Source organism: Streptosporangium nondiastaticum (assembly GCF_003011965.1).
Classification (GTDB): Bacteria; Actinomycetota; Actinomycetes; order Streptomycetales; family Streptomycetaceae; genus Streptomyces; species Streptomyces nondiastaticus.
This window is the reverse complement of sequence record NZ_PXWG01000070.1, coordinates 1-24,424: the sequence shown is the minus strand read 5'-3', so window position 1 is coordinate 24,424 and position 24,424 is coordinate 1. Positions and strand designations below refer to the sequence as shown.

Here is a 24,424-nt window from a genome sequence, read left to right as displayed (position 1 = left end):
GGGCCACGACTGACATATGGCTGCGGGGGAGCGCGCGGGACGGTCCGGCCCCGGGAGGGCCCTGCCGGCCGTCCTGGCCCTCCTGACGGTCCTGGCGGGCGCGGTGTGGTGGCTGCTGACGGCACCGGTGGCGCGGGCGGCCCAGGCGGCTCAAGCCGCCCAGGCCGCCGGCGTGCCCACGTGCACGCTGGGCGCCTACCTCAGCGACCTGTACGACATCGAGCCCGCGAAGCACACGTTCGCCGCGCGGTTCCGGCTGTGGTCCGTGTGCCCTGAGCGCGACCTGGACCCGCTGCCCAAGGCCTCGTTCAGCAACGTCAGCAACCCGGAGCGGGGAGACCCGGTGGTGACCGTCCATCCGGGCGGCTTCCGGGACGTCATGCTCCTCCAGGGAACGTTCCGGCAGAACTGGGACGCGCGAGCCTTCCCCTTCGACCGGCAGCGGATCGAGGTGGTGGTCAGCGCCGGCCGGCCGCTGGAGGAGTTCCGGTTCGTGCCGGACAACGCGAACTCCGCCGTCAGCGAGGACGTCGCCCCGTCCGGCTGGCGCCTCACCGGTTTCCGGCTGGTCGCCACGGAGCACCGCTTTCCCACGAACTTCGGTGACCCCTCCCTCCGGCCGGGCACGGGCGTCACGCACAGCCAGGTGCGCATCCGGATCGGCCTGGAGCGCGACGATCCCACCGCCTTCCTGAAGCTGACCGGCCCGCTGTACCTCATGGTGCTCATCGCCACCGCCACCTTCCTGCTGCCCTCGCACAGCGAGGAACTCGCCATGGGCGAGCGGCTGGACTCCCTGCAGAGCCGTCTGGGGCTGCTGGGCGGCGGGCTCTTCGTCGTCATGCTGAACATGCAGCAGGTCAGTGCGGTGGTGACCAGCAGCGTGGGGCTCACGCTGCTGGACTGGCTCCATCTGCTCACCCTGGCCTACGTGTTGCTGGCGGTCATGGGCACGGTGGCCTCGTGGCGCTGGACGGTGCGGGGCGGCGATCCGGTACGGGCGGAGCGCTACCACCACGGGGGCGCCGTCTACGGGCTCCTGGGGTACTCCGTGGCCGCCGCCGCGCTCGTGGGGTGGTTCGCGGCGGCGGATTGGGTGTGGTGAGGTCCGGGCGGAGGGGAGTGAGGGCCGTCAGCCCAGCAGCTTGAGGACCTCGTCCGTCGTGCCGGTCTCCGCGAGGCGCGGGAAGACCTTCTCGACGGCGACGCGGTGCACCTCCGGGTCGGTGTCGGTGACCGCGTCGGTCACGACCGTGACGTGGTAGCCGTGCTCGTGGGCGGCGCGGGCGGTGGACTCGACGCCCGCGCCGGTCGCGATGCCCGCGAGGACGATCTGGGTGACGCCGCGGCGGCGCAGCTGGAGGTCGAGGTCGGTGGCGTGGAAGGCGCCCCAGGTGTGCTTGGTGACGACGATGTCGCTCTCCGCGCGGCCGAGTCCGGGCACGAGGTCGGCGAAGCCGGCGGGGGGCTCCCCGCCGCGCAGGGGTGCCTCGGAGCGGCCGGGCGCGGCGCCGACGACCCGGACGAGGACGACCGGCAGGCCGCGCTCGCGGAAGGCGGCGGCCAGGCGGGCGCCGCGTTCGACGATCTCCTCGGAGGGGTGGGCGGTGGGGAGGGCGACGATGCCCTTCTGGAGGTCGATCAGGACGAGGGCGGTGGTGTCGTCGAGCGTGGTGACGGTCATGGCTGTGAGCTCCGTTTCCGGGGTCGGTTGCGGGTGGGTGCGCGCAGGGCGCGGTCGGTGGCGGTGAGGGCGAGCAGCAGCAGGCTCAGCACGCCGGTGACGGCGGCGAGCCGGTGGAGTCCGCCGTCGCCCGCCTGCTGCCCGAAGCAGAGGGCGAGCAGGCCGGTGGCGGCCATCGCGCTCGCGTACTGGGCGGTGCGCTGCAGCCCGGCCGCGGACCCGACGCGGTCGGGCCGGGCCTGGGCGTAGACGGCGGCCTGGTTGCCGGTGGAGAACAGGCCCTGGGGGATGCCGAAGAGCGCGGAGGCGACGAGCAGGGCGGCGAGCGGGGTGCCGCCGGTGGCGACGACCAGGACGCCGCTGCCCGCGGCGAGCAGCGCGGCGGCCGTGGTGAGCGGGGCGCGGAGGCCCTTCGTACGGGTGCCGAGCAGCGAGCAGGCCGCGGCGGCGAGGGACATCGGCAGCATGACCAGGCCGGTCTGGAAGGAGGTGTAGCCGTGGGCCTCCTCCAGCCATTGGGAGTACCCGTAGAGGGCGGAGTAGACGGACAGGTAGGCGAGCCCGTGGCGGAGGTAGGTGCGCAGGAGGGCGGGCCGCGACGGTGCGGCCCCGCCGGGGTCCTGGACCTGCTGTACGGGGCGGGTGCCGTCGCCGGCCGGGGGCTGCCGGTCGCGCGGGAGCCACGGCAGGGCGGCGGCGAGCGCGAGGAGCGCCAGGGGGACGTTGACGGCGAAGAGGCCCCGCCAGCCCGTCGTCGCGGTGAGGAGCCCGCCGAGGGTGGGGCCGAGGGCCGCGCTGCCGAGGGCGGCGAGCGAGAGGCGGCCCATGACGGGGCGGGGCGCGGGGCGGCCGGTGCGCAGGGACTCGGCCCGCAGCATCGCCATTGCGGCCGGGTAGGCGGCCGACGTGCCGAGGCCCAGCAGGACGCGGGCGGCGATCAGCCATCCGAAGCCGGGTGCGAGCGTGCCGAGCAGGCCGGCGGCGCAGACGAGGACGAGGCCCGCGAGGAAGACGCGGCGGGGTCCGAGGGAGTCGGCGAGGCGGCCCATGACGGGCTGGCCGGCGGCGCTGGCGAGGTAGAGGGAGGACAGCAGCCAGCCGGTGCCGGAGGGCCCGGCGCCGAAGTCGCGGCCGATCGCCACCAGGCCGGTGGCGATCATGGTGCTGTTGAGGGGGTTGAGGACGGCGCCGAGGAGCAGCGGCGTCATCAGGCGGGGGCCGAAGCCTTCGTCGGGACCGGTGCCGGAGCCGGTGCCCCGGGCGCGGTGCGGTGCCTTTAAGGCGTCCCGGGCCCTTAGGGCGTCCCGTGTCCTTAAGGCGTCCCGTGCCCTTGGGGTTTTCATTCCTCCACCAGACGCTGGAGCAGGCGGGTGGCCTCGGCGAGGGTCCGCTGCTCCTCCGGGGAGAGCCGGTGGGCGATGGCGTCGGCGAGCCAGGCGTGCTTGGAGTGGCGCACGGAGGCGACGGCCTCCACGCCGTACTCGGTGAGGGAGAACAGCACCTGGCGCCCGTCCGTGGGGTGCGGGGTGCGGGCGACCAGCTCCAGCTCCTCCAGCTTGGCGACGATGACGCGCATGGACTGCGGGCGGACGAGCTCCGCGCGGGCCAGCTCCGCGGTGGTGGCGGGGCCGCCGTTGGCGAGGCGGCCGAGGACGGTGCGCTGGGAGGGGGTGAGCGCGCCCTGCGGCGAGGCCACGCGCAGGCGGCGCATGAGCTGGGAGACCGTCGCGGCCAGGTCGGCGGCGGTGCGTTCCTGGTCGGTGCGTTCCTGATTGGTGCGGTCGTGATTGGTGCGGTCGTGATCTGTGCGGTCGTGGTCGTCGCGTTCCCGGTCCGTGCGGTCCTGGTCCTTGCCGGACGGCTGGCCGGCTTCGTTGTCGGGCATGCCTCCACGGTAGATATAGACAGGCAAACTTGCAAGTTTTTCTGTTCTGTCCTGGGCGGGGCGAGTTATCCACAGGACGATCGACGGTCTTGCCGCGCGGCGTGCCGCGCCCTACGGTCGCAACCACACGTGGATCTACGCGTGTCAGCCAGGCCGATCAGCCTGGCCGGCGCCCCCGTGAAGGAGCAGCTCATGGCCAATGTCGTCCGCGCCGCTCTGGTCCAGGCCACCTGGACCGGCGACACCGAATCCATGCTCGCCAAGCACGAGGAGCACGCCCGCGCGGCCGCCGCCCGGGGTGCCAAGGTGATCGGCTTCCAAGAGGTCTTCAACGCCCCCTACTTCTGCCAGGTCCAGGAGAGCGAGCACTACCGCTGGGCCGAGCCCGTCCCCGACGGGCCCACGGTCCGCCGCATGCAGGACCTGGCCCGCGAGACGGGCATGGTGATCGTCGTGCCCGTCTTCGAGACCGAAGGCCCCGGCTTCTACTACAACACCGCGGCCGTCATCGACGCCGACGGCAGCTACCTCGGCAAGTACCGCAAGCACCACATCCCCCAGGTCAAGGGCTTCTGGGAGAAGTACTACTTCGCGCCGGGCAACCTCGGCTGGCCCGTCTTCGACACGGCCGTCGGCAAGGTCGGCGTCTACATCTGCTACGACCGCCACTTCCCCGAGGGCTGGCGCCAGCTCGGCCTCAACGGCGCCCAGCTCGTCTACAACCCCTCCGCCACCTCCCGCGGCCTCTCGTCCCACCTGTGGAAGCTGGAGCAGCCCGCCGCCGCGGTCGCCAACGCGTACTTCGTCGCGGCCATCAACCGCGTCGGCCAGGAGGAGTACGGCGACGACGACTTCTACGGCACGTCCTACTTCGTCGACCCCCGCGGCCAGTTCGTCGGCGACGTGGCCAGCGACACCAAGGAGGAGCTCCTCGTCCGCGACCTGGACCTCGGCCTCATCGACGAGGTGCGGCAGCAGTGGGCCTTCTACCGCGACCGCCGGCCCGACGCGTACGACGGGCTGGTCCGGCCATGACCGCCGCGAGCGGCCCGGGGGCCTCCCCGGCCACCCGCCTGCACGCCCGGCACCGCGCCGTGATGCCCGAGTGGCTCGCCCTCTACTACCGCGAGCCGCTGGAGCTCACCCACGGCGAGGGCCGCCACGTCCGGGACTCCCAAGGGCGGCGCTACCTCGACTTCTTCGGCGGCATCCTCACCACCATGACCGCCCACGCCCTGCCCGAGGTCACCAAGGCCGTCGCCGAGCAGGCCGGGCGCATCCTGCACACCTCCACCCTCTACCTCGACCGGCACATGGTCGAGCTCGCCGAGCGCATCGCCGCCCTCTCCGGCATCCCCGACGCCCGCGTCTTCTTCACCACCTCCGGCACCGAAGCCAACGACGCGGCCCTCCTGCTCGCCACCTCGTACCGCCGCTCCAACCAGATCCTGGCGATGCGCAACAGCTACCACGGCCGCTCCTTCTCCGCCGTGGCCATCACCGGCAACTCCTCCTGGTCGCCCACCAGCCTCTCCCCGCTCCAGACGCTCTACGTCCACGGCGGGATCCGCCGCTCCGGCCCCTACGCCCACCTGCCCGACCCCGACTTCGTCTCCGCCTGCGTCGCCGACCTGAAGGACATGCTCGGCCAGACCCACGGCCGCGTGGCGGCGCTGATCGCCGAACCCATCCAGGGCGTCGGCGGGTTCACCGCCCCGCCCGACGGCCTCTACGCCGCCTTCCGCGAGGTCCTCGCCGAGCACGGCATCCTCTGGATCACCGACGAGGTGCAGACCGGCTGGGGCCGCACCGGCGACCACTTCTGGGGCTGGCAGGCGCACGCCGAGCACGGCCCGCCCGACCTCCTCACCTTCGCCAAGGGCATCGGCAACGGCATGTCCATCGGCGGCGTCGTCGCCCGCGCCGACGTCATGAACTGCCTCGACGCCAACTCCATCTCCACCTTCGGCGGCAGTCCCGTCACCATGGCCGCCGGCCTCGCCAACCTCACCCACCTCCTCGAACACGACCTTCAGGGCAACGCCCGCCGGGTCGGCGGCCTGCTCATCGAGCGGCTCCGCGCCATCACCGCCGGCTTCCCCGCCGTGCGCGAGGTGCGCGGCCGCGGCCTGATGATCGGCATCGAGCTCGCCGAGCACGACGGATCCCCCTCGCCCGAAGCCGCCTCCCTCGCCCTCGAACTGGCCAGGGAAGAAGGCCTGCTGATCGGCAAGGGCGGCCGTGAGGCCAACGTCCTGCGCATCGCTCCGCCGCTCTCCCTCACCGTCGCCGAGGCGGAGGAGGGCGCGGCCGTCCTCGAATCCGTACTGCGTCAGGTGCAGTCCACCATCGCCGGAAAGGAACGGCCATGACCACCACGGCCATCCGCGGCGGCCTCGTCATCACCGCCGCCGAGGAGACCCGCGCCGACGTCCTCGTCGAGGACGGCAAGGTCGCGGCCCTCGCCGCACCCGGCAGCGCCTTCGCCCAGCGCTGGCAGGCCGACCGCACCCTGGACGCCACCGGGAAGTACGTCATCCCCGGCGGCGTCGACGCCCACACGCACCTCGACTTCCCCTTCGGCGGCACCGCCTCCTCCGACGACTTCGAGACCGGCACCCGCGCCGCCGCCTGGGGCGGCACGACCACCCTCGTCGACTTCGCCGTCCAGAGCCGCGGTCAGGCGCTGCGCGAAGGGCTCGACCGCTGGCACGCCAAGGCGGACGGGAAGTGCGCGATCGACTACGCCTTCCACATGATCCTCTCGGACGTGAACGAGGCCTCGCTGAAGGAGATGGACCTGCTCGTGGGGGAGGGGGTGACCTCCTTCAAGCTCTTCATGGCCTACCCCGGCGTCTTCTACAGCGACGACGGGCAGATCCTGCGCGCCATGCAGCGCGCCGCCGGCAACGGCGGCCTGATCATGATGCACGCCGAGAACGGCATCGCCATCGACGTCCTCGTCGAACAGGCCCTGGCCGCCGGGCGAACCGACCCCCGCCACCACGGAGAGGTCCGCAAGGCCCTGCTGGAGGCGGAGGCCACGCACCGGGCCATCGCCCTGGCTCAGGTGGCCGGCAGCCCGCTCTACGTCGTGCACGTCTCCGCCGAGGAAGCCGTCGCCGAGCTCGCCCGGGCCCGCCACAAGGACCTGCCCGTCTTCGGCGAGACCTGCCCGCAGTACCTCTTCCTGTCCACCGACAACCTCGCCGAGCCGGACTTCGAGGGCGCGAAGTACGTCTGCTCCACCCCGCTGCGCCCCCGCGAACACCAGGCCGCCCTCTGGCGCGGCCTGCGCACCGACGACCTCCAGGTCGTCTCCACCGACCACTGCCCCTTCTGCTTCTCCGGCCAGAAGGAGCTCGGCCGCGGAGACTTCTCGAAGATCCCCAACGGCCTGCCCGGCGTGGAGAACCGGATGGATCTCCTCCATCAGGCCGTGGTGGACGGACACATCAGCCGCCGCCGCTGGATCGAGATCGCCTGCGCCGCCCCCGCCCGGATGTTCGGCCTCGCCCCGCACAAGGGCACCATCGTCCCCGGCGGCGACGCCGACCTCGTCATCTACGACCCGCACGCCGAGCAGACCCTCTCGGCCGCGACCCACCACATGAACGTCGACTACTCCGCCTACGAGGGAAAACGCGTCACCGGACGGGTCGAGACCGTCCTCTCCCGCGGCGAGGTGGTCATCGACCGGCGGAAGTTCACCGGGCGCGCCGGCCACGGCCGCTACGTCCCCCGCACCACCTGCCAGTACCTGACGTAATCACGCACGCACCTGCGCAACGACGCACCACGCATGAAGTGAGGAGCACCGCCGTGGACTTCGGCCTCGTCCTGCAGACAGACCCGCCCGCCACCGCCGTCGTCGACCTGATGCGCCGCGCCGAGCGCTCCGGCTTCCGCTACGGCTGGACGTTCGACTCCGCCGTGCTGTGGCAGGAGCCGTTCGTCATCTACAGCCGCATCCTGGAGCACACCGAGCGGCTCGTCGTGGGGCCGATGGTCACCAACCCCTCCACCCGCACCCCCGAGGTCACGGCCTCCACCTTCGCCACCCTCAACGACATGTACGGCAACCGCACGGTGTGCGGCATCGGCCGCGGCGACTCCGCGATGCGCGTGGCCGGCCGCAAGCCCAACACCCTCGCGTCGCTGCGGGAGTCCATCCGCGTCATCCGCGACCTCGCCGAGGGCCGCGAGGCCGACGTCGGCGGCACGCCCCTGCGCATCCCCTGGGTCCGCGACGGCAAGCTCCCCGTCTGGATGGCCGCCTACGGCCCCAAGGCCCTCGCCCTCGCGGGCCAGGAGGCCGACGGCTTCATCCTCCAGCTCGCCGACCCGTTCCTCACCGAATGGATGATCAAACACGTGCGGGAGGCGGCCGCCGAGGCCGGCCGCGACCCGGCCGCGGTCACCATCTGCGTGGCCGCCCCCGCCTACGTCGGCGACGACCTCGCCCACGCCCGCGAGCAGTGCCGCTGGTTCGGCGGCATGGTCGGCAACCACGTGGCCGACCTCGTCAGCCGCTACGGCGAGCACTCCACCGAGATCCCCGACTCCCTGACCGCCTACATCAAGCAACGCCAGGGGTACGACTACAGCCACCACGGCCGCGCCGGAAACCCCTCCACCGACTTCGTCCCCGACGAGATCGTGGACCGCTTCTGCCTCCTGGGCCCCGCCCCGGCCCACCGCGAACGCCTGGAACACCTCCGCGAGCTGGGCGTGGACCAGTTCGCGGTGTACGCGATGCACGACGCGAAGGAGGCGACGATCGACGCGTACGGCGAGCACCTGATCCCGGCGCTGAGCTGAGCCGGGCCGCCGGGCCGCCGGGCCGCCGGGCCCTACGGCACCCGGGCCGTCCACTCCTCGGAGGAGAACTTCACCGCCGCCAGTTCCTCCGCCCGCGCCATCTCCTCGGGGGTGACCGCGCCTTCCGTCAGGCCGTACCGGCCGCGGAAGGTGTCGATCATCTTCTCGATGACGTCGGCACGCGGCAGGCCGGTCTGGCGGCGGAGCGGGTCGACGCGCTTCTTGGCGCTCTTCGTGCCCTTGTCCGACAGCTTCTCCTTGCCGATGCGCAGCACGTCCAGCATCTTGTCCGCGTCGATGTCGTACGCCATCGTCACGTGGTGCAGCACCGCGCCCTCGGCGCCCACCAGCCGCTTCTGCGCCGCGCCCGCGATCTTGCCGGAGTCGGTGGCGATGTCGTTGAGGGGCTGGTACCAGGCCTTGACGCCCATGCCCTCCAGGGCGCCCAGGACCCAGTCGTCGAGATAGGCGTAGCTGTCGGCGAAGGAGAGGCCTTGGACCAGGGCGTCCGGCACGCACAGCGAGTAGGTGATGGTGTTGCCCGGCTCGATGAACATGGCCCCGCCGCCGCTGATGCGGCGCACCACCGTCATGCCGTGGCGCTCGGCGCCCTCCGGGTCCACCTCGTTGCGCAGCGACTGGAAGCTGCCGATGACCACCGCCGGGGAGGCCCACTCCCACACGCGCAGCGTCGGCGGCCGCCGCCCGGCCGCCACCTCGGCCGTCAGGACCTCGTCGAGGGCCATGTGCAGGGCGGGGGACTGGGGGCCGTCGTGGATCAGCTGCCAGTCGTAGTGATGCCAGTCGGTGGCGTTCGCCAGGGCACGGCGGACGGCGATGCCCACGGCCTCGGAGGTGAAGCCGAACATGACCGTGCCCTCGGGCAGCGCGGCGTCGATGCGCGCCGCGAGCTGCGGGGCGGTCAGATCGGCGGGCGCGCCCTCCAGGGCGCGGTTGATGTCCAGGAGCGCCTCGTCGGGTTCGAGGAAGAAGTCCCCGGCCACGCGCACGCCGCGCAGCACCTCTCCCTGCGCGGCGGACTCGACGTCCAGGTCGACGACGACGAGTTTGCCGCCCGGCACCTTGTATTCACCGTGCACGGCGCCTCCTCCAGCTTCTCTTCCCAGGCCGGCACTGCCGTCCGGCGACGGATCAACCGTAACGCCGTACCGCGGGTCGCCGTACCGCCCCCACGGCGCACCCGTGAGCCCTTGCGCACCCGTGGTCCGGTCTGACGTCATGGACGCCATGTTCACCACCCGGCCCACCCTGCAGGGCACCTTCGGCATGGTGTCGTCCACCCACTGGCTCGCGTCGCAGTCCGCGATGGCCGTCCTCGAGAGCGGCGGAAACGCCTTCGACGCGGCGGTCGCGGCGGGCTTCGTCCTCCACGTCGTCGAGCCGCACATGAACGGGCCGGCCGGGGAGGTGCCGGCGGTGTTCGCGCCGGCCGGCGGTCCCGTGCAGGTCCTCGCCGGGCAGGGGCCGGCGCCGCGCGGCGCGACCATCGCGCACTACACCTCCCTCGGCCTCGACCTCGTCCCCGGCACCGGCCCCCTCGCGGCCGCCGTCCCCGGCGCGTTCGACGCCTGGATGCTGCTCCTGCGCGACCACGGCACCAAGCCGCTCGCCGACGTCCTGTCGTACGCCATCGGCTACGCCGAGCACGGCCACGCACCCGTCGAGGCCATCGGCCGGACCGTGGCCACCGTCCGGCGGATCTTCGAGACCGAGTGGACGTCCTCGGCCGAGGTCTACCTGCCCGGCGGCCGCCCCCCGGCCCCCGGCACGCTCCTGCGCAACCCCGCCCTCGCCGCCACCTGGCGCCGCCTGATCGCCGAGGCCGAGGCCGCCGGCGGCAGCCGCGAGCAGCGCATCGACGCGGCCCGCCGCGTGTGGCGCGAGGGCTTCGTCGCCGAGGCCCTCGTCGCCGCCGCGGCCCGCCCGACCCTCGACACCTCCGGCGAACGCCACACCGCGCCCCTCACCGGCGACGACCTCGCCGGCTTCCGGGCCGGGTACGAGGAGCCGGCCCGCCACGACTGGAACGGCTGGACGGTCTGCAAGCCCGGCCCCTGGTCGCAGGGGCCGGTCCTGCTCCAGCAGCTCGCCCTGCTCGACGGCCCGCCGGAGTACGGCACCCCCGAATACGTCCACACCCTCATCGAGGGCAGCAAGCTCGCCATGGCCGACCGCGAGGCCTGGTACGGCGACGCCGCCGACGTCCCCCTGAAGGACCTGCTCTCCGAGGGCTACAACGCGGCCCGCCGCGCCCTGATCGGCGACCTCGCCTCGTACGAGCTGCGCCCCGGCAGCCCCGGGGGCCGCGGTCCGCGGCTGGCCCGGCACGTCCTCGCCGCCGCGAAGAGCACCGCTCCGGCGGTGGCGCCGGGCGCGGGCGAACCGACCGTCACCGTCAGCGGCGCGACCCGCGGCGACACCTGCCACCTCGACGTCGTCGACCGCTGGGGCAACATGATCTCGGCGACGCCCAGCGGCGGCTGGCTGCAGTCCAACCCCGTCGTCCCCGGGCTCGGCTTCCCCCTCGGCACCCGGCTGCAGATGGCCTGGCTCGATCCCGGCCTCCCCAATTCCCTGACCCCCGGACGCCGGCCGCGCACCACCCTGACCCCGTCGCTGGCCCTGCGCGACGGCGAGCCCGTCCTCGCCTTCGGCACGCCCGGCGGTGACCAGCAGGACCAGTGGCAGCTGCACTTCTTCCTCGCCGTCGCCCTGCGCCCGCCCGTGCGCGGCGGACTCGACCTGCAGGGCGCGATCGACGCCCCCAACTGGCACCACGAGTCCTTCCCCGGCTCCTTCCACCCGCGCGCCATGGCGCCGGGCTCGGTCGTCGTCGAACGGCGCCTCGGCGAGAGCGCGATCGGGGAGCTGCGGCGCCGGGGCCACCGGGTGACGGTGGGGGAGGCGTGGTCGGAGGGGCGGCTGTGCGCGGTGGCCCGGGACCCGCGGACGGGCGTGCTGTCGGCGGCCGCCAATCCGCGCGGAATGCAGGGGTACGCGGTGGGCCGCTGAGCTGAGCAGACCTGAGCTGGCCTGACCTGGGCTGGGCTGAGCCGGCCTGGGCTGAGTCGGCCTGACCTGGGCTGAGCTGGGCGGATGCCGGGGCCGGACGGGGGCCTGTGAGGCTGTGGGGGCCTGCGTTCACCGAGGGGACACCTGGGAGACGCAGGGCCGCCACCGGTTGTCGGTGGGACATGGTTCGATGGACGCATGCTCGAAGACTTTCTCGCAGGTGACCTGACCGACGTCGAGGAGGCGGTGCGCAAGGCGGCCGCCGCCGAGATCGTGCCCCGCTTCCGGCAGCTCGCCGCGGACGAGATCGTCGAGAAGAACGGCCCGCACGACCTCGTCACGGTCGCCGACCGGCGCGCGGAGGAGCACCTCACGGCCTCGCTCACCGCCCTGCTGCCCGGTTCGGTCGTCGTCGGCGAGGAGGCCGTGCACGCGGATGCGGGCGTCCTCGCCGCGCTCGGCGGCGACGCGCCCGTGTGGATCGTCGACCCCGTCGACGGCACCCGCCAGTTCGTGCACGGCGAGCCCGGCTTCGCGACGCTCGTCTGCCTCGCCCACCGCGGCGAGCTCCTCGCCTCCTGGACGTACGCGCCCGCGCTCGACCTGATGGCGGTCGCCCGCCGCGGCGCCGGGGCCGTGCTCAACGGCGAGCCGCTGAAGACCGGCGCGCCCGCCCCCGGCAAGGTCCTCGAAGTGGCGATATCCCACTACGACTTCACCGACGACGAGCAGAAGCGCGTCCTCGGGGCGCTCGCCACGGAGGGCGTGGCGCCGCGCCCCTGCGGCTCGGCCGGCCTCGAATACCTGAACGTGGCCCGGGGCAGCATCGACGGTCTCGCCTTCAGCTGGGAGAACGCCTGGGACCACGCCGCGGGCCTGCTGCTCGTCGCCGAGGCGGGCGGCGTGAGCGGGACCGTCGCCGGCGAGCCCTTCCGCATAGCCGGCGGCAACGCGCTGCCGTTCGCCGCCGCGCGGGACGAGGCGACGCTCCGTCATATCCTGGGGCTGCTGGCGTCCGCCGGCTGATCCCGAGGCCGGATCCAAGGACCGGCCCGAGGGCGGATCCGGGGACGGGTCCGAGGGCGGATCCGGGGACGGGTCCGGGACATTTCGAGGACGAGGGGAGTGGCGTCCGGTGCCGACCATGCTCGACGCTGTCGTCGTAGGCGCCGGGCCCAACGGGCTCACCGCCGCTGTGGAGCTGGCCCGCCGCGGCCTGTCGGTGGAGGTCTTCGAGGCCGCCGGCGCCGTCGGCGGCGGCGCGCGGACCGAGGAGCTCACGCTCCCCGGCTTCCGGCACGACCCGTGCTCCGCCGTGCACCCGCTCGCCGCCGGCTCCCCGGCCTTCGCCGCGATGCCGCTCGACCGGCACGGCCTGGAGTGGGTCCACCCCGGGCTGCCCATGGCGCACCCCTTCCCCGACGGCACGGCCGCCGTCCTCTCCCACAGCGTGGGGGAGACGGCGCACTCGCTCGGTCCGCGCGACGCCGGGGCCTACCGCCGGCTCGTGGCCCCCTTCCACGGCAAGTGGAGCACCGTCGCGGCCGACTTCCTGCGCACCCAGTGGGACGGGCTGCCGCGCGACCCCGTCCTCTACGCGCGCTTCGGCCTGGTGGGCGCCCAGCCCGCGGCGCTGCTGACCCGCCGCTTCCGCGACGAGAAGGCGCAGGCCCTGTTCGCCGGGCTCGCCGCGCACGGCATCTCCCCCCTCACCGGCATCGGCACGGGCGGCATGGCCCTGGTCTTCGCGCTCGCCGCGCACGCGGGCGGCTGGCCGGTGCCGCGCGGCGGCTCCCAGGCCATCGCCGACGCCCTCGCCTCGTACCTGCGCGCGCACGGCGGCACCGTGCACACCGGCTTCGAGGTCAAGCGGCTGGACGACCTGCCGCCCGCCCGCGCCTACGTCTTCGACACCTCGCCCACCGCCCTCGCCCGCATCGCCGGCCTCGGCAACGCGTACCACGGCTACCGCTACGGACCCGGCGTCTTCAAGATCGACTACGCGCTGTCGGGCCCCGTGCCGTGGACGGCGGAGGCCGCGCGCCGCGCCGGGACGGTCCACATCGGCCCCACGTACGGCGAGATCGACGCGGCCCTCGACTCCGCGCTGCACGGCCGCGATCCCTCGGTTCCCTTCCTCATCACCGCCCAGCCCAGCCTCGTCGACCCCACCCGGGCGCCCGAGGGCAAGCACACGTTCTGGGTGTACGGGCACGTGCCGAGCGGCTGGGAGGGCGACGCCACCGAGGTGATCGAGCGGCAGATCGAGCGGTTCGCGCCCGGCTTCCGCGACCTGGTCCTGGCCCGGGCCACGGCCGGCCCCCCGCAGCTGGCCGCCCGCAACGCCAACTACGTGGGCGGGGACTTCGCCATCGGCTCCGTGGCCGGCCTGCGCCTGATCATCCGGCCCAAGCTCGCCCGCGTGCCGTACGCGACGGCCCACCCCGCCGTCTTCCTGTGCTCCTCGGCCACCCCGCCGGGGCCGGGCGTCCACGGCATGTGCGGGCACCACGCGGCGAAGGCGGTGTGGCGGAGGCTGCGGAAGGGGTAGTCCGGCCGGGCGGTCAGGGGCTGCGTGTTCGGCCGCAAGGGCCTACGCCGCTCGGGGAAGCTCCTGCAGGATCCCGTTCCGCACGGTGGCGGTGTCGGTCCCCAGCTTCCTCAGCAGCCCCGCCGTCACCTTGTCGTCCGGGTCGAGGACGCCCAGGACGACGTGTTCCGCACCGATGTGGCGATCCTTGCGGGCGAGGGCCTCGCTCAGCGAGCGCTCCAGGGCCTTCTTCGCGCGGGGAGTGAAGGGGATGTGCCCCTTCCGGCCGGGTTCGTCCTTCCTGCGGCGCCCGCCGAAGGGCAGGATCCGGCGCCGCTCCCCGGGAGGGCCGGGCCGGTCCAGGGCTCCGGGCCCGAAGGTGTCCTCCGCCCGGGCCCGTACGGCCTCCAGGTCGATGCCGAGCGCGCGCAGCGCCTCCGCGTCGTCCGTGCCGAGGGGCGCGGCGGGCGTCAGCGCGCTCCGGCACGCCTCCGGCGTGACCCCGAACCGGGCCAGCGCGGCGACCACGGGGGCGCCGGCCTGACCGAGCGCGCCGAGCAGCAGGTGCTCGCTGCCGATCCATGTGCAGCCCAGCGTGCGGGCCTCCTCCTGCGCCTGTACGACGGCGACGCGTGCATCCCGGGTGAACCGTTCGAACATGCCTACCTCCTGGCGTGTTTCTTGTGCACTGCCTGCCTGCTGACCCCGAGCGCGGACCCGATCTCCTCCCAGGACCAGCCCTGCCGGCGCGCGCTGTCGACCTGGAGCGCCTCAAGGCGCTCGACGAGCCGCCGCAGCGCGGCGACGGCGTGCAGTCCCACGTGGGGATCGCTGTCCATGGCGGCCTCGGTGGTGCCGACCGCGTCCTTCGCATCCGTTCCGGCCATGCTGTCAACCTAGGATGACAAAGGAGGCTTGTCAACCGTTGTTGACGGATGGGAGGTGTTCCGGTCGGCGGCGGAGGGGGCGTTCCTGTCAGTCGTCCTTTCAGCCGTCCTTTCAGTCGTCCTTCAGTGGGCGCTTGAAGTAGCTCCACGGGAAGTAGCCGTTGCCGACCTCGGTCCAGCCGTCCGCCTCCATGCGCCGCCGGCGGCCGGCGACCGCGAGCGTGACGCGGCGGTACTCCCACCGCCGGTCGGACGCCTCCACCGCGTGGTACAGCGGGCCGTAGTCGACCAGCTCCCAGCCGTCCAGGCCCGCCTCGGCGAGGGCCGGCATCTCGTTGAACGCGGTCAGCGGGGTGAGGACCCGGCGCTCGGGGGAGCCCTTCGGGGTCGCGGCGTCCTTGGTCGCGAAGCGCTGCTGCGCGGCCTGCCGGCTCACGCCCAGCAGCCGGCCGATGGTGTCCCAGCTGTGGCCCGCGGCCCGCGCCCCCTGGACGGCCTGGCGCAGCAGGCGGCTCGTCTCTTCGGCGCCGGTCCGGGTGGCGACCACGAGGCGCAGATAGCCTTCCGGGTCGTGCTCCAGCGACTCGGCGAGCCCCTCGGAGGCGCCGAGGACAGCGCTCGCGATGCCCTCGCGGATGCGGGCTTCCTCTTCCGGGCCGAGCTTCTGCGGCTGAGCGTCGCTCATCGCTGCTCACCCCCGCGCAGGGGCTCAAGGGCGTCGAGGGTCGCCTCGTCGCGCAGGCGCCGCGCGGCGGCGTCCTCGGGGGCGGCGGCAGCGGTGCTCCGCACCTGCACCGTCCCGAACAGCGCGCCCATGGCCGCGACGAGGAGGAGTTCGGCGCCGATGAGCGAGAAGAACGCCGAGGTGCCGAGGTCGTGAGTGAGTGACAGGGCCAGCGTGATCAGGGCTACGGCGCCGAGCAGCAGGGCGAGGGCGGTGTAGGCGAGGGTGGGCTGGGGGGTGGGAGGGGTCGCGGACCGCGACGAATCGATCATGGTGTCAAGCTTTCCTTGACACCGAAACCCTTGTCAAGTTTTCCTTGACGCCCGTCGTTCCGCCGGTCCGCCGGCTCGGTCGCCTACCCCGCGGCGATCCGCTCCAGCAGCGCCGGAAGCGCCGTCCCGATCGGCTCGCGCACCAGCTCGTCCGCACGGTCGTCGTACGGCGTCGGCTCCGCGTTGACGATGACCAGCCGCGCGCCGTGGTCGGCCGCGAGGCCCGCCAGTGACGCGGCGGGGTGCACCTGGAGGCTCGTGCCGACCGCGATGAACACGTCGCACGCCTTGGTCACGGCCACGGCCTCGCCGAGCACCGCCGGGTCCAGGCCCTCGCCGAACATCACCGTGGCCGACTTGAGGATCCCGCCGCACGACTCGCACGCCGGATCCGGATCGCCCGCCGCCACGCGCTCCAGCGCCGCCTCCATGCTGGAGCGCTCCTTGCAGCGGGTGCACTGCACCGCCCGCGCCGTGCCGTGCAGTTCGAGGACCTTCCGCTCCGGCATTCCCGCCAGCTGGTGCAGCCCGTCGACGTTCTGCGTGATGACGCGCACGGGCACGCCCGCCCGCTCCAGCCGCACCACGGCCTCGTGCGCGGCGTTCGGGCGGGCGCGCAGGGCGGGGCCGTCGCGCCGCATGAGCCACGAGCGGCGGCGGATCTCCGGGTCGGACATGTAGTACGCGTACGTGACGAGCTTCTCGGCCTCCGGGTCGCGGCGCCACACGCCGTTCGGGCCGCGGTAGTCCGGGATTCCGGAGTCCGTCGAGATGCCGGCGCCGCTGAGGATCGCCACGAGGGGGCGCTTCTTGCTGCCGCCGTTGCTGTTGCCGTTGTTGTCGCTGCCGCTCGTCATGGCGTGAGCGTACGGAGCGGGTGGAGATGCGGCGAACGGTTTTTATGGAGATCTATCGATAATTTCGGCGTTTGGTGGGTGTGCGGGGAGGGAGGTGAAGTTCACGACGATTTATCGACTTTCTGGACATTCGTTCCGATGGAGTCGTTTTATATGCGCGGCACTCGCTCGTGGGGGTGAAGGAAACGGCGGCAACCGGGTCAAGAACCGGGCTCGCCTCGCGGGCGCGGCGCCGTTGGCGTGTTCCTGTGCCACTCCGGGTTCCTTGGAGTGAAAGGAGCGATATGTCGCCAATTCGGAGACGGGGCCGGAGTCTCGTGACCCGGCGGGGCGCGGCCGTGCTGGGCGTGTTGTTCGCCTTCTGCACATCGGCGGGCGGGGGTGGTGCGGCAGCGGTCCCGTCCGCGTCGGCGCCGTCGCCCGTGCCGGAGCCTGCGGGGCGTGGCGTGCCGGGCAAGGTGGTCTCGCGGTTCGGCCAGAAGGTACGGAAGGCGCCCTCGACCTCCGCGCCGGTCGTGGGGAGTTACGGCCCGGGGGAGCGGGTGCGCATCGCCTGCAAGGCGGCCGGGGAGTGGGTGGACGGGGACCGCCGCTGGTACCTGCTCCTGGGCCGGCGGGGCTGGGTGAGCGCCCGCTACGTGCGGGCGCTCGGGCAGGTGCCGCCGTGCCGGGGCGGCGGGCACGGGGGTGATCACGGGGCGCACGGGGCGCACGGGGCGCACGGGGCGCACGGGGGCTCGGGCGGCTCCCACGGCAGGCCCGGGCCGCAGGGTCCGCAGGGTCCGCAGGGTCCGAAGGGCGACCCGGGGCGGCCGGGCCCGGTGGGGCGGCCCGGCCCGGTGGGGCCTCCGGGGCGTCCGGGTGCGGCTGGGGCGAAGGGCGATCCCGGGGCCAAGGGCGCCCCGGGAGCGGTCGGCCCTGCGGGCGCCAAGGGGGAGAAGGGTGATGCGGGCGCAGTGGGTCCCGCCGGCTCTGCGGGTCCGGCCGGGCCGCCCGGGGCCGTCGGTCCTCCTGGTCTCGGCGGCCCCAAAGGAGACAAGGGTGATCCGGGCGCCGTGGGAACTGCCGGGCCCGCCGGGCCCCCTGGGACACCGGGGCTCGTCGGCCCTCCCGGTCCTGCCGGCGACAAGGGTGACGCAGGTGATCCGGGTGCCGTGGGGCCTGCTGGCCCGCCCGGGCCGGTCGGCCCTGCGGGTGTCGCCGGTGCCAAGGGGGACAAGGGTGACCCCGGCGCTGTCGGGGACGCCGGGCCCATCGGCTCTCCTGGTCCTGTCGGCGCCAAGGGGGAGAAGGGCGATCTGGGAGCCGCCGGTCCGGTCGGTCCCACCGGGCCTCCCGGGCCTCCCGGGCCTCCTGGCCCTTCCGGTGCCAAAGGGGACAAGGGCGATAAAGGCGACAAGGGTGATAGGGGTGATCTGGGGGCTGTCGGCCCTGCCGGCCCCGTGGGCCCCACGGGTTCCGCGGGGCCGGTCGGTCCTCCTGGTCCTGCCGGAGCCAAGGGCGACAAGGGTGATCCGGGCGCCGTGGGGCCTGCCGGGCCACCTGGACTCGTCGGTCCTGCGGGTATCGCCGGTCCCAAGGGTGATCCGGGCGCTGTCGGCCCCGTCGGCCCTCCCGGGGCTTCCGGAGCCAAAGGCGACAAGGGCGACCCGGGAGCGGTCGGTCCTGTCGGCCCCGTTGGTCCTGTCGGCCCCGTTGGTCCTGCCGGGGCCGTAGGGCCTCCCGGGTCGCCGGGGCTCGTCGGCCCTTCTGGGCCTGCGGGAGCTAAGGGCGACAAGGGTGACAAGGGTGACCCCGGAGCCGTGGGGCCCGCTGGCCCGCCTGGGCTCGTCGGTCCTGCGGGTGTCGCCGGCGCTAAGGGCGATCCGGGCGCTGCCGGGCTCGTCGGTCCTCCCGGGCCTGCGGGTGCTAAGGGTGACAAGGGCGATCCCGGGGCCGCCGGTCCTGCCGGTCTGGCCGGCGCCAAGGGTGATCCAGGCGCTGCCGGACCTGCCGGACTTGCCGGGGCTAAGGGCGACAAGGGTGATCCCGGCGCCGCTGGTCCCGGTGGTCCCATCGGTCCCACCGGGCGCCCAGGTCCTGCCGGGCCTCCCGGACTCACCGGTCCCGGAGGCCCTGCCGGCCCCAGCGGACCCATGGGGCCTCCTGGGCCCGCGGGGCCCAGGGGAGAGCAAGGTGATCCGGGGGTCACGGGGCCTGCTGGGCCGGCCGGGCCCGTGGGGGCGGTTGGGCCCGGCGGGCCTGCGGGCCCGGCCGGGCCCGTCGGTCCCCCCGGACTCACCGGCCCCGCCGGGCCGAAGGGCGACCGAGGCGAGGCGGGACCCAACGGCCCCGTAGGGCCCGCGGGGTCGGCAGGACCAGTGGGGCCCGCCGGGCCGGCAGGTCCCACCGGGCCCACCGGATCCGCAGGGCCCGCCGGACCCACCGGCCCTGTAGGGCAGGCCGGTCCCAAGGGTGATCGGGGTGACCCTGGTACCACCGGTCCTGCCGGGCCTCCGGGGACTGCTGGGTCGGCGGGTCCCGCCGGTCCGAGTGGCCCTACCGGGCCTGTGGGGCCCTTGGGTCCTACCGGGCCCGCCGGGCCCGCCGGGCCCACGGGCCCCGTAGGGCAGGCCGGTCCCAAGGGTGATCGGGGTGACCCTGGTACCACCGGTCCTGCCGGGCCCCCCGGAACTGCTGGACCGGCGGGCCCCACCGGTCCGATCGGTCCCACTGGACCCGTGGGACCCCTGGGTCCCGCCGGACCCACTGGGGCAACCGGCCCTGCAGGGCAGGCCGGTCCCAAGGGTGATCGGGGCGACCCCGGCATCCCCGGCCCCGCCGGGCCCCCCGGAACCGCTGGGCCGGCGGGCCCCACCGGTCCGATCGGTCCCACCGGGCCCGTGGGACCCCTGGGTCCCGCCGGACCCACCGGGGCAACCGGCCCGGCAGGGCCGATCGGGCCTCAAGGGGCCAAGGGGGACACCGGAGCCACCGGCCCGGCCGGACCCCTCGGCCCCGCCGGAACCGTGGGGCCCGCCGGTCCGACCGGACCCACAGGGCCCACCGGCCCGAGCGGTCCCTCCGGCCCCATGGGCCCGGTGGGCCCCAGGGGTGAAACCGGCGCCCCCGGCCCCGCCGGTCCGGCAGGGCCCGCCGGACCCGCGGGCCCCACGGGTCCGCAAGGCCTCCCCGGCGCCACGGGCCTTCCTCTGACCGTCGTCCAGGACCACTCCGTGCCGCCGCTCTCCCGCGATCAGCAGCTCCGCAGCCCGGTCTGCCCCGCCGGCACCCAGATCGTCGGCGGCGGTTACTTCCAGCCGGGCAGCCGGACCGGCGCCCTGGAAAAGCTCGACGCGTACCCGAGCGTCGTCGAGAACGCCTACCTGGTGGGCGTGAACAACACGAGCCCCAGCGCCGTCGACCTGCGCGTCTTCGCCATCTGCCAGCCCATGCCCCCCGCGGCGACCCCGCACGGCTGACCGGGCCGAGCAGCGCAGCCCCAGGCGCAGCCCCAGGTACAGGCACGGATGGCCCGCCCCACCCCTCACGGCGGGCCACCCGTGCCGCTTCTCCCCGCGCCCCACCAGTAGTTGACCTACAGGTCAAAAAGATCTACGGTCTCTCCCATGGGAAGGCCCAAGCAGTTCGACCCCGACGCGGCCGTCGGCAAGGCCATGGACGTCTTCTGGCGCAAGGGTTACGCAGCCACCACGCCCCAGGACCTCGTCGACGAGCTCGGCATCGGCAAGGGCAGCCTCTATCACGCCTTCGGCAGCAAGCACGCGCTGTTCGAGCGCGCGCTGGAGCGCTACCGCGACACCCAGGCCGCGGCGCTGGTGGAGCTGCTCGACCAGCCCGGCCCCGTCCGGCCGCTGCTGCGCTCCGCGCTGGAGCTGCTGATCGAGACCGACCTCGGCGAGACCGGCCCCCACGGCTGCTTCGCCGTGAACACCGCCACCGAACTCGGCGGCAGGGACGAAGCCCCCACCGAACTCGTACGCCGCATGTTCGAGCGCACCGAGGGCGCCTTCAAGGCCGCCGTCGAGCGCGGGCGGCGGACGGGCGAGTTCGCCCCGGACCGGGACCCGGCCGAGGTCGCGAGCCTCATGCTCGCGACGCTCGTCGGCATGCGGGTCATCGCCCGTGCCCAGGGCGGCCGGGAGCGGCTGCAGCGCGTCGCGGACGCGCTGCTCGCCGTGCTCTGACCGGCCGTCGTGCCGGCGTGACCGTCATGTCGCGCCCGGCACGCACCCACGTTCAGCCCCACGTTCAGCCGTACTCATGTTTTGTACCTACAGGTAAAGAAAGAAGTGCGCGCCATGGATCTCCACCTCACCGGCAAGACCGCCCTCGTCACCGGGGCCAGCCGCGGCATCGGCCTCGCCACCGTCCGCTCACTCGCCGCCGAGGGCGTACGGGTCGTCGGCGCCGCCCGTACGATCACCCCCGAGCTGAAGGAGGCCGCCACCGCGGCCGTCGCCGTGGACCTCAGCACGCCCGGCGGCGCGCGCACGCTCGTCGAGGAGGCGCTCGTCGCGCTCGGCGGCGGGATCGACCTGCTGGTCAACAACGTCGGCGGCGGCGACGAGGTCGTCCTCGGCGGGTTCCTCGACGCCGACGACGCCCAGTTCCAGGCGAACCTCGACCTCAACTTCCTCAGCGCCGTACGCGTCAGCCGCGCCGCCCTGCCGTCCCTGACCGAGCGGCGCGGGTCCGTCGTCAACGTCTCCTCCGTCAACGCGCGGCTCCCCGCCGCCGGCCCCGTCGCGTACAGCGTGGCCAAGGCGGCGCTCACGGCCTTCGGCAAGTCCCTGTCCGAGGAGTTCGGGCCGAAGGGCGTGCGCGTCAACACCGTCTCGCCGGGTGTGGTCCGCACCGCGATCTGGGAGGACCCGGACGGGTTCGGCGGCAAGGTGGCCGCCGCGGCCGGCGTCGGGCACGCCGAGTTCCTGGAGCAGCTCCCGGAGCGGTTCGGCATGGCCAGTCGGCGGATCACCGAGCCCGGCGAGGTCGCGGCGCTCATCACCTTCCTGCTCTCCGACCGGGCGGCCAACATCACCGGCGCGGACCACGTCATCGACGGTGGCACGGTGAAGACCGTCTAGCCCGCGGAAGTTCGTCAAGCCTGACGGAAAGTCCGTCCGGTCCGGCGGGAGCCCGCCTAGCCCCGCGCCCCGCCCCCGCCCTGCGCGTCGTCGTCGCGGTCGCGGACGCTGTCCGCGACCCGGCGCAGCCGCGGGTGGCGCACCGGGCCCGCGGCCCGCTCCTCGATCGCGTCGCCGACCATCGTCCGCAGCGCGTCCCGCAGGCCGTGCATCGCGTGGTGCCGGGCCGGGCCCGCCCCCGGGTCCTCGCGCAGCTCCGACATCAGCGACCAGCACAGGGCCAGCATGACCAGCACGAACGGCAGCGCGACCAGGATCGTCGCCGACTGCAGCGACTGCAGTCCGCCGGCCACCAGCAGGACCGCCGCGACCGCGGCCATCAGGACGCCCCACGTCACCACCAGCCACGTGCGCGGGTGCAGCGCGCCGCGGCTGGAGAGCGAGCCCATCACGAGGGACGCGGAGTCCGCGCTGGTGATGAAGTACGTCATGACCAGCGCCATCGCGATCCACGAGGCGAGCGTCTCCAGCGGCAGCGTGTCCAGGAGGGCGAACAGGGACGCCTCCGCGCCGTCCTTGACGGTCCCGGCCATGTCGGCCGCGCCCGTCATGTCCAGCCGCAGGGCGCTGCCGCCCATCACGCAGAACCACACGACCGTCGCGCCGCTCGGCACCAGCAGGACGCCGATGAGGAACTCGCGGATCGTCCGGCCGCGCGAGATGCGGGCGATGAACGTGCCCACGAAGGGGGCCCAGGACAGCCACCACGCCCAGTAGAAGATCGTCCAGGCGCCGAGCCACTTGGAGTCGGTGAACGCGCCCGTGCGCGTCGCCAGGGTCAGCAGGTCGTGCAGGTAGCCGCCGGCGGCCGCGGGGATCGTGTTGAGGACGAAGACCGTGGGGCCGACGAGGAAGACGAAGAGCATGAGGCAGGCGGCGAGCACGATGTTGAGCGTGCTGAGCCACTTCACGCCCTTGTGCAGCCCGGAGAACGCCGACAGCACGAACGCCGCCGACAGGCCGCCGATGATGACGAGCTCCAGGCCCGTCGTGTCCTTCACCCCGGTCGTGATGTTCAGGCCCTTCGACACCTGCAGGGCGCCCAGGCCGAGGCTCGTCGCCGTGCCGAACACGGTGGCGAAGACCGCGAGCAGGTCGATGACCCGGCCCGGCCAGCCGGCCGCCCGCTCCTCGCCGAGCAGCGGGACGAACACCGAGCTCAGCCGGTTGCCGCGGCCCTTGCGGAAGCCCGCGTAGGCGAGGGCGAGGCCCGCCATGCCGTAGATCGCCCACGGGTGCAGGGTCCAGTGGAAGAACGAGTACTCCAGCGCCGTACGGGCCGCGGCCGGCGTGTTCGCGGTGACGCCGCTGCCCGGCGGCGGGGAGACGAAGTGCAGGAGCGGCTCGCCGACCCCGTAGAACATCAGGCCGATGCCCATGCCCGCGCTGAACATCATCGCGATCCACGCGAGGTTGCTGAACTCCGGCTGGTCGTCGTCCCGGCCGAGCCGGATCCGGCCGAACCGGCTCACGGCGATGACCACGCACAGGGCCAGGAAGACGTCAGCGGCAATCACGAACAGCCAGGCGAAGTTGGACAGCACCCAGTTCAGCGCCGACTTCGTCAACCGGTCGAAGGAGTGCTTGCCCAGCGCCGCCCACGCGACCACCGCGAGCACCGCCGCGCCGCCGATCGCGACCAGGGCCGCGTCCGGGGGTTCCTCCCGGCCGCCCGGGGCGGCGGGGGCGTGCGGGTCGGCCGGATCATGCGCTTGGGTGCTCATGACGCCCCACTATGGCCGGAAGAGTACGCAATTGGGCGGACTGGCACGCCGCGCGCGGGCATGGGCAACGGCGGACCCGCCCCGGTAGGGTCCAGGCGGCACGGCCGGGTCCGCAGCGACGGGTGCGAGGCGAGACGGGTGCGAGGCGAGGGGTGGCGCAATGACGGATGCCGTACGGGTGCTCATCGCCGCGGACAAGTTCAAGGGCTCCCTGACGGCCGCCGAGGTCGCCCGGCACGTCGCCGCCGGGCTGCGGCGGGGCGCGGACGCCGCCGGCCGCACGCTCGGCATCACCGCGCTGCCCGTCGCGGACGGCGGGGACGGCACGGTCGACGCCGCGGTCGCCGCCGGCTTCGAGCGGCACGAGGTGCGCGTGACCGGGCCGGTGGGGGCGCCGGTCACCGCCGCGTACGCGCTGCGCGGCGGCACCGCGGTCGTGGAGATGGCCGAGGCGTCCGGGCTGCGGCGGCTGCCGGGCGGGGTGCCCGCGCCCCTCACGGCCACGACGTACGGGACCGGTGAGCTCGTACGGGCCGCGCTCGACGCGGGCGCGCGCACGATCGTCCTCGGCATCGGCGGCAGCGCCACGACGGACGGCGGGGCCGGAATGCTCAGCGCGCTCGGCGCGCGGCTCCTCGACGCGTCCGGTGCGCCGGTCCGGGGCGGGGGAGCGGCCCTCGCCGGCCTCGCCACGGCCGACCTGTCGGGGCTCGATCCCCGGCTGCGGGCCGTCGGCCTCGTCCTCGCGAGCGACGTCGACAACCCGCTGACCGGGCCGGCCGGGGCCGCCGCCGTCTACGGCCCGCAGAAGGGCGCCTCCGCGGACGACGTGGCCCTGCTCGACGCCGCGCTCGCGCACT

22 protein-coding genes and 1 pseudogene are annotated in these 24,424 nt (G+C 74.0%); 13 read left to right on the top strand and 10 right to left on the bottom strand.

The window, feature by feature from the left end:
• Nucleotides 1–16: 16 nt before the first annotated feature.
• A complete protein-coding gene (locus B7P34_RS37590) occupies nt 17–1,105 on the top strand; it encodes a hypothetical protein (RefSeq protein ID WP_189382970.1) in 1,089 nt (362 codons plus the stop codon).
• Between the two features lie 27 nt (nt 1,106–1,132).
• Here the strand turns inward: B7P34_RS37590 and B7P34_RS22620 are convergent, their stop codons facing one another.
• The 3 genes from B7P34_RS22620 to B7P34_RS22610 form a co-directional block, all read right to left on the bottom strand.
• A complete protein-coding gene (locus B7P34_RS22620; protein WP_106679233.1) occupies nt 1,133–1,684 on the bottom strand; it encodes an isochorismatase family protein in 552 nt (183 codons plus the stop codon).
• A complete protein-coding gene (locus B7P34_RS22615; RefSeq protein WP_106679231.1) occupies nt 1,681–2,892 on the bottom strand; it encodes an MFS transporter in 1,212 nt (403 codons plus the stop codon). The genes B7P34_RS22620 and B7P34_RS22615 overlap by 4 nt, the downstream gene beginning before the upstream one ends.
• Before the next feature lie 131 nt (nt 2,893–3,023).
• On the bottom strand, nt 3,024–3,569 hold the full coding sequence (locus B7P34_RS22610; RefSeq protein WP_106679229.1) for a MarR family winged helix-turn-helix transcriptional regulator: 546 nt from the start codon (nt 3,567–3,569) through the stop codon (nt 3,024–3,026).
• 192 nt (nt 3,570–3,761) lie between these two features.
• On the opposite strand from B7P34_RS22610, the gene B7P34_RS22605 reads away from it, so the two are divergent.
• Genes B7P34_RS22605 through B7P34_RS22590 form a run of 4 tightly spaced genes read left to right on the top strand, consistent with a single transcriptional unit; the run spans nt 3,762 to nt 8,390 of the window.
• The gene (locus tag B7P34_RS22605) at nt 3,762–4,604 is read left to right on the top strand and encodes a nitrilase-related carbon-nitrogen hydrolase (RefSeq protein ID WP_106679254.1); all 843 of its coding nucleotides are present in this window, start codon (nt 3,762–3,764) and stop codon (nt 4,602–4,604) included.
• Nucleotides 4,601–5,941, top strand: a complete 1,341-nt coding sequence (locus B7P34_RS22600; RefSeq protein WP_106679227.1) for an aspartate aminotransferase family protein — start codon at nt 4,601–4,603, stop codon at nt 5,939–5,941. The genes B7P34_RS22605 and B7P34_RS22600 overlap by 4 nt, the downstream gene beginning before the upstream one ends.
• Nucleotides 5,938–7,338 (top strand): dihydropyrimidinase, encoded by a 1,401-nt coding sequence (gene hydA / locus B7P34_RS22595; protein WP_106679226.1) that lies wholly within the window; start codon nt 5,938–5,940, stop codon nt 7,336–7,338. Before B7P34_RS22600 ends, hydA begins: the two co-directional genes overlap by 4 nt.
• 53 nt (nt 7,339–7,391) lie before the next feature.
• Nucleotides 7,392–8,390: a TIGR03842 family LLM class F420-dependent oxidoreductase gene (locus tag B7P34_RS22590; protein ID WP_106679224.1), complete on the top strand. Its 999-nt coding sequence runs from the start codon at nt 7,392–7,394 to the stop codon at nt 8,388–8,390.
• Nucleotides 8,391–8,422: 32 nt separating this feature from the next.
• On the opposite strand, the gene B7P34_RS22585 is transcribed toward B7P34_RS22590, so the two are convergent.
• Nucleotides 8,423–9,490 (bottom strand): lipoate--protein ligase family protein, encoded by a 1,068-nt coding sequence (locus tag B7P34_RS22585; RefSeq protein WP_189382968.1) that lies wholly within the window; start codon nt 9,488–9,490, stop codon nt 8,423–8,425.
• A 148-nt stretch (nt 9,491–9,638) separates the two neighbouring features.
• On the opposite strand from B7P34_RS22585, the gene B7P34_RS22580 reads away from it, so the two are divergent.
• The 3 genes from B7P34_RS22580 (at nt 9,639) to B7P34_RS22570 (ending at nt 13,974) form a co-directional block, all read left to right on the top strand.
• Complete coding sequence (locus tag B7P34_RS22580; RefSeq protein ID WP_106679252.1) at nt 9,639–11,423, top strand: gamma-glutamyltransferase family protein; 1,785 nt, start codon at nt 9,639–9,641, stop codon at nt 11,421–11,423.
• A gap of 198 nt (nt 11,424–11,621) precedes the next feature.
• Nucleotides 11,622–12,449 (top strand): inositol monophosphatase family protein, encoded by an 828-nt coding sequence (locus B7P34_RS22575; RefSeq protein ID WP_106679220.1) that lies wholly within the window; start codon nt 11,622–11,624, stop codon nt 12,447–12,449.
• A 118-nt stretch (nt 12,450–12,567) separates the two neighbouring features.
• Nucleotides 12,568–13,974 carry a phytoene desaturase family protein gene (locus B7P34_RS22570; protein WP_106679250.1) on the top strand — a complete coding sequence of 469 codons (1,407 nt, stop codon included), beginning with the start codon at nt 12,568–12,570 and terminating at the stop codon, nt 13,972–13,974.
• A 42-nt stretch (nt 13,975–14,016) separates the two neighbouring features.
• On the opposite strand, the gene B7P34_RS39780 is transcribed toward B7P34_RS22570, so the two are convergent.
• The 5 genes from B7P34_RS39780 to B7P34_RS22545 all read right to left on the bottom strand — a co-directional run bounded on the left by B7P34_RS39780 (nt 14,017) and on the right by B7P34_RS22545 (nt 16,693).
• A complete protein-coding gene (locus B7P34_RS39780) occupies nt 14,017–14,613 on the bottom strand; it encodes a Clp protease N-terminal domain-containing protein (protein WP_106679219.1) in 597 nt (198 codons plus the stop codon).
• Between the two features lie 2 nt (nt 14,614–14,615).
• The gene (locus B7P34_RS22560; RefSeq protein WP_106679217.1) at nt 14,616–14,840 is read right to left on the bottom strand and encodes an AsnC family protein; all 225 of its coding nucleotides are present in this window, start codon (nt 14,838–14,840) and stop codon (nt 14,616–14,618) included.
• A 112-nt stretch (nt 14,841–14,952) separates the two neighbouring features.
• Nucleotides 14,953–15,525, bottom strand: coding sequence for a hypothetical protein (locus B7P34_RS22555; protein ID WP_106679215.1), 573 nt, complete (start codon nt 15,523–15,525; stop codon nt 14,953–14,955).
• A complete protein-coding gene (locus B7P34_RS22550; RefSeq protein WP_106679214.1) occupies nt 15,522–15,836 on the bottom strand; it encodes a hypothetical protein in 315 nt (104 codons plus the stop codon). Before B7P34_RS22550 ends, B7P34_RS22555 begins: the two co-directional genes overlap by 4 nt.
• An 83-nt stretch (nt 15,837–15,919) precedes the next feature.
• Nucleotides 15,920–16,693, bottom strand: coding sequence for an SIR2 family NAD-dependent protein deacylase (locus B7P34_RS22545; RefSeq protein WP_106679212.1), 774 nt, complete (start codon nt 16,691–16,693; stop codon nt 15,920–15,922).
• Nucleotides 16,694–16,977: 284 nt separating this feature from the next.
• On the opposite strand from B7P34_RS22545, the pseudogene B7P34_RS39775 reads away from it, so the two are divergent.
• The 4 genes and pseudogenes from B7P34_RS39775 to B7P34_RS22525 all read left to right on the top strand — a co-directional run.
• Nucleotides 16,978–17,322 (top strand): annotated as a pseudogene (locus tag B7P34_RS39775) (hypothetical protein); the annotation flags it as partial.
• A 2,586-nt stretch (nt 17,323–19,908) separates the two neighbouring features.
• Nucleotides 19,909–20,154, top strand: a complete 246-nt coding sequence (locus tag B7P34_RS38760) for a hypothetical protein (protein ID WP_223268117.1) — start codon at nt 19,909–19,911, stop codon at nt 20,152–20,154.
• Nucleotides 20,155–20,301: 147 nt separating this feature from the next.
• The gene (locus B7P34_RS22530) at nt 20,302–20,880 is read left to right on the top strand and encodes a TetR/AcrR family transcriptional regulator (RefSeq protein WP_106679207.1); all 579 of its coding nucleotides are present in this window, start codon (nt 20,302–20,304) and stop codon (nt 20,878–20,880) included.
• Between the two features lie 114 nt (nt 20,881–20,994).
• Nucleotides 20,995–21,780, top strand: a complete 786-nt coding sequence (locus tag B7P34_RS22525; RefSeq protein WP_106679205.1) for an oxidoreductase — start codon at nt 20,995–20,997, stop codon at nt 21,778–21,780.
• A gap of 56 nt (nt 21,781–21,836) precedes the next feature.
• Here the strand turns inward: B7P34_RS22525 and B7P34_RS22520 are convergent, their stop codons facing one another.
• The gene (locus B7P34_RS22520; protein ID WP_106679203.1) at nt 21,837–23,564 is read right to left on the bottom strand and encodes a BCCT family transporter; all 1,728 of its coding nucleotides are present in this window, start codon (nt 23,562–23,564) and stop codon (nt 21,837–21,839) included.
• 160 nt (nt 23,565–23,724) lie between these two features.
• On the opposite strand from B7P34_RS22520, the gene B7P34_RS22515 reads away from it, so the two are divergent.
• Nucleotides 23,725–24,424 (top strand): glycerate kinase (locus B7P34_RS22515; protein ID WP_146166897.1); only part of this gene is annotated, 700 nt, incomplete at its 3' end.